Below are 10,348 nucleotides of genomic sequence, written 5' to 3' on the forward strand. Positions count from 1 at the left end.
ATCGGCCGGCGCGAGCGGGGCCGGCGTGATGTCGCCCCAGGCAATTCCGGCCTTTTCGAGCGCCGCGACCAGAAGATTGTTCGCGCTCGATCCCTTGGCAAAGGCGATCCGTTTGCCCCGGAGATCGGCGAGCGTCCTGATCGGCGAATCCTTCGGCACGATGATCGCCTGCGTGCTGCCGTCGGATTTTACCGCGGCGACATAGCGGATCCGTGCACCTGCGGCCTGCGCAAAGATCGGCGGCGTGTCGCCGACATAGCCGAAATCGACACTGCCCACATTGATGGCTTCCAGCAGCGGCGGCCCGAACTGGAAATCGATCCATTTGATCTCGATGCCGAGCGGCTGGAACACATCCTCGATCGTGCGACGCTGGCGCACCGCCGGAAAATACCCGCCCTTTTGCGTGCCGATGCGGATCTCTTTCGGCGCGCGTTCGGCGAACGATGGCCGCACCAATGCCGCGGTCGCGATTGATCCAACCGAAAGTCTCAAGAATTCCCGACGCTTCATCACCATCTCCAGCGAGCACAACCGCATCTGCAGCGGCTTGTGCAATGCGAGAGATGATGATGGGCGCACGAAAGGCTGTCGAGCGGTCGGAAAAAATAACGATGCTTGCGCTAACGCGCGCGCATCAGGCGCTGGTTTTGTTTCGCGAACCGAAATCGCAACAGGCCGAATATTTCAGCACGCAATCGTGACCGCAGCCATCGCGGCGAAAAGATGTTCAACCTGCCGCGGTCTTCGCGGCCGGCGCGACATTGATTGCCAGCTTGCCGTAACGATCGGTGAAGGCCGCGGTGTCGATCTCTTCGAGCCGGATGTCCCTGCTCATCACGGCCGCCTTCCAGGCGTCGTGCTCGGGGTCATGCTCGAACTCCGGCAGCACCTCGCGTGCGAACAGTTCCAGCGATTCGCAGATGTGTTCGTGGCTGTTCTTGCCGGCCTGATTGAGCAGGATGACCTGGTCGATGTGCGAGGTGCGGAAGCGCCGCAGCTTGCGCCTGATGGTCTCGGGCGAGCCGATCAGTCCGCCGCGCAGCGCCTGCTCCTGCGCCTCGGGATTGTCGCGCTTCCATTTGTTGTATTCGTCCCACATGTTCACGGTGCCGGGCGCGGGACGCTGGCGGTTCTGCGAAGCACCGTAGTAGCGCAGCGCGAACTGGAAAAAGGTCGCGCCATCGGCGCGGGCGCGCGCCTCCTCATCCGTGTCAGCGCACATGAAGAATGAGACCAGCGCCATGTTCGGGTTGAGCTCGTAATCGGCGAGCTTGTCGAGCCGCTTGGTGATCGCATTGTAATAGGCATGCACCCAGGCATGCGCGGCATCGGCGCTGACGAACTGGAAGCCGAGCGCGCCAAAGCCGTTGCGGCCCGCGCGCTCGATGGTCGGCAGCTGCGAGCAGGCCATCCACAGCGGCGGATGCGGTTTTTGCACCGGCTTTGGCACCACATTGCGCAGGGGAATGTCGAAATATTTGCCGTGGTGCTCGGTGCCGATCTTGGTGAACATCGGAAAGATCGCCCTGACCGCCTCCTCGAACACTTCGCGCTTGGTCTCCATGTCGCGGCCGAACGGGGTGAGCTCGGTGATCGAGGCGCTCTCGCCCATGCCGAACTCGCAGCGGCCGCGGCTCAAAATGTCGAGCACCGCGACGCGCTCGGCGACGCGCGCCGGATGATTTGTCGTGAGCTGCAGGATGCCGTGCCCCAGGCGGATCCTCTCCGTGCGCTGGCTCGCGGCGGCGAGAAAGGATTCCGGCGCCGGCGAATGCGAATATTCCTCGAGGAAATGATGCTCAACCACCCAGGCATAGTGATAGCCGAGCCGGTCGGCGGTCTCGAGCTGCGTCAGCGCATCGTGGTAAAGCTTGAGCTCATCGCCGTCCTGCCACGGCCGCGGCAGTTGCAGCTCATAGAAGATGCCGAACTTCATGAAGCTCCTCCGACGGCTTTTTGAAGCAGTGTAGCCCCGCGCCGCAGCCTGTCCAGCCGCCTCCGGTTTGGCAATTCCGCGAGGCGGAAGAGCCGCTTGCGCGGCGCGCATGAATGGTTAGGTTGTGTGGCGCGAGTCGTAGCGGCTCGCGCTCCTCCTCCATCGAGCCTCATGCCCACATTCTCGCCGCATCAGGATTCCGCGCTGAAAGCCGTGGCCGATTGGCTGAAGTCGAGGCCCGGCCGGAGCGGCACGCCGCAGGTGTTCCGGCTGTTCGGCTATGCCGGGACTGGCAAGACCACCCTGGCGCGGCACATCGCCGAGGGCGTCGATGGTAGCGTCAAGTTCGCGGCCTTCACCGGCAAGGCGGCGCTTGTCATGCGCAACAAGGGCTGCGAGGGCGCCTCCACCATCCACTCGCTGATCTATCGCGCGCGCGAGAGTGGCGTCGAGCAGCCGAGCTTTGAGCTGTGGGACGACGCGCCGGCTTCGAAAGCCAAGCTGATCGTGATCGACGAATGCTCGATGGTCGATGCCGAGATGGGCCGCGACCTCCTCTCGTTCGATTGCCCACTGCTGGTGCTCGGCGACCCCGCGCAATTGCCGCCGATCCAGGGCGCCGGCTTCTTCACCGAAGGCACGCCCGACGCGATGCTGACCGAGGTGCACCGCCAGGCGCAGGACGATCCGATCGTGCGGATGTCGATGGATGTGCGCGAGGGCCGCGACCTCGACATCGGCCGCTACGGCGAGAGCGAGGTGGTGGCGCGCAGCGAACTCGATCCGGCGCGCGTGATGGCCGCCGACCAGATCCTGGTCGGGCGCAACAACACCCGCCGCGCCTACAATGCGCGGATGCGGCAGCGCCAGAACATCGAGGATCCGCTGCCCGTCGCCGGCGACAAGCTGGTGTGCCTGCGCAACAACCGCAAGCAAGGCCTGTTCAACGGCGGCCTGTGGCGCGTGAAGTCGCGCACCGCTTCGCGCGCGAAAACCTCGCGCATCATCAGCATGCGCCTGTCGCCCGACGAGGAGTTCGCCCACAAGGTCACGAAGGTGTCGGTGCGCCAGGACTGTTTTGAGGGCGGCGTCGAGACCATCCCCTGGGAGCAGCGCAAGCCCTATGACGAGTTCGACTATGGCTATGTGCTGACCGTGCACAAGTCGCAGGGCTCGCAATGGGACGACGTCGTGCTGTTCGACGAGAGTTTTGCCTTCCAGGACGCCCGCGCGCGCTGGCTCTATACCGGCATCACGCGCGCCGCCAAGCGCCTCAGCATCGTGGTCTAGTCGCCCGCCTCCACCAATCAAAACACGCTGTCAACGGGTTCCGCGGCAGTTCCCAGCGGTGCACAGGTTGTGCATTTCCTGTAGAAACAACTTTCGTATGTATTGACATTCCCAAAAGAATTTAAACCGAGAGTCGCAAACCGAACGGACACACCGCATCGCGTTCGGCATAGTGCGCTCAAGGGCAGGATTTAAAGCTCATCGAAAAAAGCAAACGGACATCGACGCGGGACTGCTCGCGCCACGAGGTCCTTTGTGTTCGAGCAAGCCTCGAACGGTGATTTCAAGATGAAGGGTATTGTTGTGATGACTGACAGTGAGACCAAGGCAGCCACGAACGGTTTCGGGATGCCGTCGTTCGGATTCAAGCTCGCGTTGCCCGGCATGTTCGGCGACTTCGCCGAGCAAGGCGTCGCTCGCGCGCAGGAAGGCTGCGAGAAGATGAAGGGTGCGTCGGAGGGAATGGCGGAAGCATTGCGGGAGACCTATTCCAGCACCGCCCGGAGCGCCACCGATTACGGGCTCAAGGTCATCGAGATTTCAAACGCCAATACCGCCGCTGCGATCGATTTCTTTTCTCATCTGCTGGCCAGCAAGTCGGTCACGGATATCGTCACATTGTCCGCCGAGCAGGCGCGCAAGGGTTTTGCTCAAGTATCGGCGCAGAACAAGGAATTGTGGGAGCTGGCCCAGAAGCTGGCGGCGGACACCGGCGAGCCGGTCAGGAAACGCGTCACCCAGGTATTTCAGAAGGCCAGCTAGAGGCGATCAACGCCCGAGGTCAACGCCCAAGGTTGAGGAGGGATCCGGCCGGTTGGACAAGCCCCGCCACGTGCATGCATCCCCCATGCGCGATGAAGCAATGCCCAGGTGCTCGCCCCCAAGTCGCACCACAGAGGCGCTATCCAGCCGGCCGGTTCTTTTTTCATTTCAACGAACGACACAAATTTCAAAGAACGACAAAACCAACATCCGAGGGAGGCTTATTATGGGTATGGTCATGGTGCGATGCCCGCAGACCGGGCGCGCGATTCCGACCGGCATCAAGATCGATCGCGATAGTTTTCGGCGCCGGCCGGTATTTTATAGCCGCACCCATTGCCCGGCCTGCCAGATCGATCACACCTGGTTCGCGCAGGACGCCTGGGTCCACGAAGCGGGCCGCGTGGAGCGGCGTGCAGCCGAAGATTCGCACATGGAACGGGTCTGATGTCGGGAGGGGGGATCGCCGTGACGCACATGCAAGCCTATCAGACTTCCACCTGGCTGATGCAGGCCAAAGAATTTCTCGTCGAAGCACGACGACTGAAGCCGGGGGCCGAGCGCAACGAGCTGCGCGAGGTCGCAGCGGTGCTGCGCGAGCTGGCCAGGCTCGAGGCGAACGCGGACTCCGAGTCGGAGCCGAACCTCGAACGGCCGCAGCAGACCTGATCCCGGACAATGAGGCGGTGACCGAGTAAGGCCCGCTTGCCTCCGCGTCATCCTCCAAAACCAAACCGCGTGATCGAGGGCATGTCCAGCGAGAAGATCTCCTCGACCTCGCGGCGCATGTTGCGGTGGCATTCGCATGCCACGGCGGTGAGTCGCGAACGGTCGATCTCGATCTGTCCGCGGCGATCGGAGCGGATCGCGCCGGATGCGCGCAGATTGCGCATCAGCAGCGTCACCGTCGTCCGCCGCACGCCGAGGATTTGCGACAGCGCCTCCTGAGTCAGCGGGAGAACGTCATGATCGACGTGGTCGCGAAGGTGGAGCAGCCAGCGTGCCATGCGGGCTTCGACCGGGTGCAGCGCGTTGCACGCGACGCCATGCTGAAACTGCACCATCATCGCCCTGATATAGATCTGCACCACGTGCCGGATCGCCGGGCTGCGATCGAAAGCGATGCGAAACCGCGCCGCGGGAATGCGCAGGCCTGCCCCCGCCGCACGGACGATCGAGGTATTGGGCGAAGGCAACGGTCCCAGCACCGAAAGAATGCCGATGGCCTCCTCGCGTCCGACCACGGCCGTCGCAACCGTCTGTCCGTTCGCCATGTCGAGCATCAGCGAGATGGCGCCACTTTCGGGAAACAGAACATGGTCGATCTGTTCGCCCGCTCGCGAGACGATCGCGTCCTGATCCAGTGCGACCGTCTCAAGTCCGGGCGCCAGCAGATCAAAATCTTCTGGCGGCAGCGTTGCCAAAAGGCGGTTGCCAATTCCGCCGGCATTCGTCACTGCAGGTCACTCGCTCTGAGCCATCCGGTGCAATTTCGCACGTCGCGGCGCGCCGACCTTAACATATGTTCGGATCGTTGATTAAATCTCGTGCGTCGATGCTCAGCCAAATCGAATCTGCTTGCAGACGTTTTCGCTTTCAACAACTGGCTCCAAAGCGCTCGGGAGCGAGCAGATATTGCTCGCGACAGCTGCTTTAGATGTGAGTGCGCCGGCATACACAACTGCAAAATGCGTATTGGTAACACCGTACGGGAATTTGTTGCGCCGCAGGTCGCTGGCTGTGTCGAGGCGCGCGCACATCATGCACAGGAGCGCTGCGGCACGAGATTGCGCGCGGCTGTGCGCGGCGCACATCGTGCACAGCAGCAACCGGGTGGACGCGTGGACGTCAGGCGATCGCAGGACTCATCAGCGCGTCGAGCCTGGCCTTCAGAGCCGCGCCATCGATGAGCGGACGCAGCGGCGGACGCACGCGGAGCCAGCCGGCATCGCCAGTCTGCGCGGCAAGCACCGCCTTCAGCGCGGCCGTGAATGACGACGTATCGGCGATGACGTCGATGGCCGAGCGCATGCGCCCTTCCGCATTGGCACCGTCGTCGATCATCGCCTTGACGAGGCCGGGCACGACGTTGGCCATGCCGCAGATTGTGCCGGCGCCGCCTTCGGCAAGAGCGCGCGCAATATCGGTCTCGTTGCCGACAGTGATCGCGAGCTCGGGTGCGGCGGCGCGATAGGCGCGGAACTGTTTGAAGTCGGCGCTACTGTCTTTCACGCCGGCGACCAGAACGCCGTAACGCCGGCGCAAATTCGCGGCGACCGAAGCGGGCATGGCAACGCCGGAGACCTGCGGAATGTTGTAGAGCGTGACGCGCAGGCGATCGTCCGCAATTCCATCGATGATGGCGGCGAACGCGTCCTCGATTCCTTCAGGGATGACACCGCGGTCGAAATAGGGCGGCAGCATCAGCACATGCTTCAGGCCGAGGCCGAGCGCGGATCGCGCCAATACGACGGCATCAGTGATGGCAGGAAAGCCGCCACCGAGCCCGATGCGCTCCGGGCCGATGCCGGATTTGAGCAGCGCCGCGGCGGTCTCGATCCGCTCGGCAATGCTGAACGAGGTGCCCTCCCCCGTCGTGCCGAACAGCACCACGCCGTCGACGCCCTGCTTGAACAGATTTTGGGCGTGGCCTGCGAGCCTGGCGTGATCGACGGCTCCTTCGGCCGTGAGCGGAGTGGCCGTCGCCACCCAGAATCCGCTGACTGTATCGGTCATGACATCTCCTCGCCTCGCCCAAGGCAGCGGCGCACCGGTACCTGCATTCTTGACTTCTCTTGTACCTTACATACATGCTGGTTGCAACGCGTACGAGAGGCGCCGCGGCGGGCAAAAACGCATGGCCGCCGTCCAATGTTGCGGCGCAGGCATTCACGATGGACATGATAGCACCCGCCAGACACCCACACGATCTGCTTGCCGGCCTGCGCGAGAGACTTGGCCCGCAAGCCGTGCTGATCGGCGACGAGGTTCCCGCGCGCAATTGCAACGACTGGAGCGCGAGCCTGCCGCAGATGCCGATCGCAGTGGTGCGTCCGCTGGACGCCGCCGGTGTGTCCGAGGCCATCGCGGTCTGCCGCGACGCCCGTCTGCCGTTCGTGCCGCAGGGCGGGCTGACCGGCCTCTGCCGTGGGGCCGCGCCCGAGGCCGGCTGGGTCGCGATCTCGCTGGAGCGCATGGTCGGCATCGAGGAGATTGATCCCGCCGCCGCCACCATGACGGTGAAGGCCGGCACGCCCTTGGAGACGATCCAGAAGGCGGCGGACGACGCCGGCTTCTTCTTCCCGCTCGACCTGGGATCGCGTGGTTCCTGCGCGATCGGCGGCAATCTCGGAACCAATGCCGGCGGCAACCGCGTCATCCGCTACGGCATGACACGCGAGCTCGTGCTCGGCGTGGAAGTCGTGCTGCCCGACGGCACCGTGATCACAGGTCTCAACAAGCTGCTCAAGAACAACGCCGGCTACGACCTCAAACATCTGTTCATCGGCTCCGAGGGCACGCTCGGCATTATCACGCGCGTGGTGCTGCGGCTGTTTCCAAAGCCGCGATCGACCATGGCCGCGCTCTGTGCGCTGAAGGATTATGCCGCGGTCGTCGCGCTGCTCGATGCGGCGCGCTCTGGGCTCGGCCCGCTGCTATCGGCCTTCGAGGTGATGTGGTCCGATTATTGGGATGTCATCACCGAATGCGCCGGGGTGCGGCCTCCGGTCGGCGCCGGCCATGGGCTCTACGTCCTGGTCGAGGCGCAGGGCACCGAAGAGAGCATCGACGCGCCGCGGTTCGAGAGCTGGCTCGAAGGGCTGATGGCGCGCGGGCTCTTGGCCGACGCCGCGGTTGCGCAGTCGCTGGCGCAGGTCAAGGCATTCTGGGCGGTGCGCGACATCTGCTCTGAATTTGCCCAGGTGCTGGGGCCGCATCTCTCCTATGATATCGGGCTCGCGGTCGCCGGCATGGGCGAGTTCGTGAGGCGCTGCAAGGCGCGGCTGGCGGCTGATATCGCAGGATGCGAGAGCGTCCATTACGGCCATATCGGTGACGGGAACCTGCACCTCGTCGCCTGGGTCAGCGGTCCGCCGGTCGAACGCCAGCCGAAGGCGGCGATGGACGCGATCGTCTATGGCCTGGTGCGCGAGATGGGCGGCAGCGTATCCGCCGAGCACGGCATCGGCACGCTGAAGAAACAATGGCTCGGGCACGCGCGCAGCGAGGCCGAGATCGCGCTGATGCGCACGCTGAAGCGCGCGCTCGATCCCGATCATCTGCTCAATCCCGGCAAGGTGATCTAGAGTCTTTTTTGTTCCGATTGGATCGGAACGGAGGCTCTAGATCCCTGTTTTGACGCGTTTTCTTTCACGCGAACCGGTGCCCCACTTCGCTCGAAACGCTCTGGCGCGTTTTCGAGCGAAGTGGGCACTGAAGGGAAAAAGTCACAGCCTCCCTTCTGATGCAGTCGGAACGGAAGCTCCGATTGACAGACGTGCTCCGGCGAACCAGATTCCGCCCCGCCGCGCCGAGCAGGCGCGCGAGGCCGGAGGGGCCGATGAAGTCGTTCAAGCTCGATGCGCCAAAATCGCTGTCGCAACGGGTGCTGCTGCGGCTGCGCCAGGCCATCATCGACGGCGAATTCGCGCTCGGCGCGCCGATTTCGGAAGAGATGGTCGCGCAGTCCTTCGGCGTCAGCCGCACGCCGGTCCGCGAAGCGCTGAACCAGCTGCAGGGACAGGGGCTCGTGGTGATCAGGCCGCAGGTCGGCAGTTTCGTGTTCACGCCGAGCGCGGCGGACATTTCCGCGCTGTGCTCGTTTCGGATCATCATCGAACCCAGGGCCGCCGAGCTCGCCTATCACCATGACCGGGCCGCCACCATCGCCGCCATGGAGCAAGCGGTCGCCGACATGAAGGAGGCTCTGGCAGGGAAGGATAACGTCGCCTATGGTCGCGCCGACAGCGCGCTGCACGATGCCTTCTTCGCTCATTGCAACAACCATTACCTCGTGGAATCCTACCAGCTTGTCTCGGGACGCGTCGCGGCGCTACGCACCACTTTGAGCTCGCCGATCGACGTTCGCACGCCGGCCTCATTCGACGAGCACCGCAGGCTGCTGCGCTGGTTCGAGCGCGGCGATCTCCCCGCCTTCGAGACGCTGCTGACGCAGCACATCAGCAATTCCGCCAAGACCTACGCCCGCGCGCTGAAGGTGGAGTGATCCTGCCTCTGCCGGACGCAACCGGACGATCGCACATGACCACAAGCAGACGTGGGCACGGGCGCTTCCACGTCGTCATGGCCGGGCTTGTCCCGGCCATCCACGTGTTTGATCTGCGGAAAAGTAAGACGTGGATGCCCGCGACAAGCGCGGGCATGACGAGCAAGTGGGACCGGCGGACCGCACAAATCAGACCGAACCCGCCGCTGCACCTACGCGGCCTTCTCCCGGCCGTAGAGCAGCAGCATCAGGATGATCACCGCGCCATAGATCAGCTGGCGGCCGGCCTCGGTGATCTGCATGACCGACAGGATCGACTGTAAGAGCGTGATCAGGATGACGCCCGCGATGGTGCCGAGATAGGAGCCGCTGCCGCCGAGAATATGCGTGCCGCCGAGCACGACCGCGGCGATCGAGGGCAGCAGATAGGCATCGCCCATGGATTGCGCGGCCTTGGAGGCGTAGCCGGCGAGCAGCACGCCGCCGAAAGCGGAGAGCCCGCCGGACAGCGCGAACGCCAGCAGGGTGACGCGGCGCGTATTGATTCCCGAGAGATAGGCGGCGCGCTCGCGGTTGCCGATCGCGTAGATGGCGCGGCCGAAGGTGGTGCGCGCCAGAAGCCAGACGGCGATGGCGCCGATCAAGGCCCAGACCAGCACCGCGTTGGGAACAGAGGGAATGGCGCTACCGGTCGCGATGTAGCGCATCGCGCGCGAGGCTTCGTCCTGCGGCGAGAAGCCGCCGGTGTAGACCACCATCAAGCCCTGCGCCACCGCATTGGTGGCCAGCGTGATGATCATCGAGGGAATCCGCAAATAGGCGACGCCGAGGCCGTTGACGAAGCCGATCGCAACGCCGCAGAGAATGCCGAACGGGATCGAGATCCACAGTCCGAACACGCCATGGCCCGCCGCGGCACAGGCCATCATCGCGCCCGTCGTGACCACCCAGGGCACCGACAGGTCGATCTGCCCGAGCAGAATCACCAGCATCATGCCGGTTGCGATGACGCCGAGAAAACTCGCGACCTTCAATTGCTGCAGCAGATATTCCGGCGACAGAAAACTGCGCGAATAGAGGCTGCCGAGCAGCAGCAGCAGCACGATGCAGCCGAACGCGGTCAGGACGGC

The 10,348-nt window shown here is 64.1% G+C and carries 11 protein-coding genes; 6 read left to right on the forward strand and 5 right to left on the reverse strand.

The genetic code is table 11. From position 1 onward, the window contains the following. Positions 1–513: PhnD/SsuA/transferrin family substrate-binding protein (locus JOZ76_RS07300; protein ID WP_291697953.1), on the reverse strand; the 513-nt coding region annotated here is incomplete at its 3' end. A gap of 217 nt (positions 514–730) precedes the next feature. Next, positions 731–1,939 (reverse strand): LLM class flavin-dependent oxidoreductase, encoded by a 1,209-nt coding sequence (locus tag JOZ76_RS07305; protein ID WP_291697954.1) that lies wholly within the window; start codon positions 1,937–1,939, stop codon positions 731–733. A gap of 171 nt (positions 1,940–2,110) precedes the next feature. On the opposite strand from JOZ76_RS07305, the gene JOZ76_RS07310 reads away from it, so the two are divergent. From JOZ76_RS07310 to JOZ76_RS07325, 4 genes are all read left to right on the forward strand, one after another. Further along, the gene (locus JOZ76_RS07310; protein WP_291697955.1) at positions 2,111–3,229 is read left to right on the forward strand and encodes an ATP-dependent DNA helicase; all 1,119 of its coding nucleotides are present in this window, start codon (positions 2,111–2,113) and stop codon (positions 3,227–3,229) included. Positions 3,230–3,484: 255 nt separating this feature from the next. Then, complete coding sequence (gene phaP / locus JOZ76_RS07315; protein ID WP_291697956.1) at positions 3,485–3,991, forward strand: TIGR01841 family phasin; 507 nt, start codon at positions 3,485–3,487, stop codon at positions 3,989–3,991. A 226-nt stretch (positions 3,992–4,217) separates the two neighbouring features. Further along, positions 4,218–4,439, forward strand: coding sequence for a hypothetical protein (locus tag JOZ76_RS07320; protein WP_291697957.1), 222 nt, complete (start codon positions 4,218–4,220; stop codon positions 4,437–4,439). Positions 4,440–4,459: 20 nt separating this feature from the next. Then, entirely contained in the window at positions 4,460–4,660 is a 201-nt protein-coding gene (locus tag JOZ76_RS07325; protein ID WP_291697958.1) for a hypothetical protein, read from the forward strand. A gap of 47 nt (positions 4,661–4,707) precedes the next feature. Here the strand turns inward: JOZ76_RS07325 and JOZ76_RS07330 are convergent, their stop codons facing one another. Next, positions 4,708–5,448, reverse strand: a complete 741-nt coding sequence (locus JOZ76_RS07330; RefSeq protein WP_291697959.1) for a Crp/Fnr family transcriptional regulator — start codon at positions 5,446–5,448, stop codon at positions 4,708–4,710. A gap of 391 nt (positions 5,449–5,839) precedes the next feature. Beyond that, positions 5,840–6,727, reverse strand: a complete 888-nt coding sequence (locus tag JOZ76_RS07335; RefSeq protein WP_291697960.1) for a dihydrodipicolinate synthase family protein — start codon at positions 6,725–6,727, stop codon at positions 5,840–5,842. Between the two features lie 158 nt (positions 6,728–6,885). Here JOZ76_RS07335 and JOZ76_RS07340 point away from each other — a divergent pair, with 158 nt between their 5' ends. Both JOZ76_RS07340 and JOZ76_RS07345 read left to right on the forward strand, forming a co-directional pair. Next, complete coding sequence (locus JOZ76_RS07340; RefSeq protein WP_291697961.1) at positions 6,886–8,298, forward strand: FAD-binding oxidoreductase; 1,413 nt, start codon at positions 6,886–6,888, stop codon at positions 8,296–8,298. Positions 8,299–8,552: 254 nt separating this feature from the next. Next, positions 8,553–9,218 carry a GntR family transcriptional regulator gene (locus JOZ76_RS07345; RefSeq protein ID WP_291697962.1) on the forward strand — a complete coding sequence of 222 codons (666 nt, stop codon included), beginning with the start codon at positions 8,553–8,555 and terminating at the stop codon, positions 9,216–9,218. Between the two features lie 212 nt (positions 9,219–9,430). Here JOZ76_RS07345 and JOZ76_RS07350 read toward each other — a convergent pair. Next, the coding region (locus JOZ76_RS07350; RefSeq protein ID WP_291697963.1) for an ABC transporter permease at positions 9,431–10,348 on the reverse strand (918 nt) is incomplete at its 5' end.

It is taken from the genome of Bradyrhizobium sp. (assembly GCF_019244115.1).
Taxonomy (GTDB): Bacteria; Pseudomonadota; Alphaproteobacteria; order Rhizobiales; family Xanthobacteraceae; genus Bradyrhizobium.

What these genes read in the sequence shown, in the direction of transcription:
- JOZ76_RS07305 (WP_291697954.1), bottom strand. Translation starts at nt 1,939, where the DNA reads ATGAAGTTCGGCATCTTCTATGAGCTGCAACTGCCGCGGCCGTGGCAG.
- JOZ76_RS07340 (WP_291697961.1), top strand. Translation starts at nt 6,886, where the DNA reads ATGGACATGATAGCACCCGCCAGACACCCACACGATCTGCTTGCCGGC.
- JOZ76_RS07345 (WP_291697962.1), top strand. Translation starts at nt 8,553, where the DNA reads ATGAAGTCGTTCAAGCTCGATGCGCCAAAATCGCTGTCGCAACGGGTG.
- JOZ76_RS07335 (WP_291697960.1), bottom strand. Translation starts at nt 6,727, where the DNA reads ATGACCGATACAGTCAGCGGATTCTGGGTGGCGACGGCCACTCCGCTC.
- JOZ76_RS07320 (WP_291697957.1), top strand. Translation starts at nt 4,218, where the DNA reads ATGGGTATGGTCATGGTGCGATGCCCGCAGACCGGGCGCGCGATTCCG.
- JOZ76_RS07310 (WP_291697955.1), top strand. Translation starts at nt 2,111, where the DNA reads ATGCCCACATTCTCGCCGCATCAGGATTCCGCGCTGAAAGCCGTGGCC.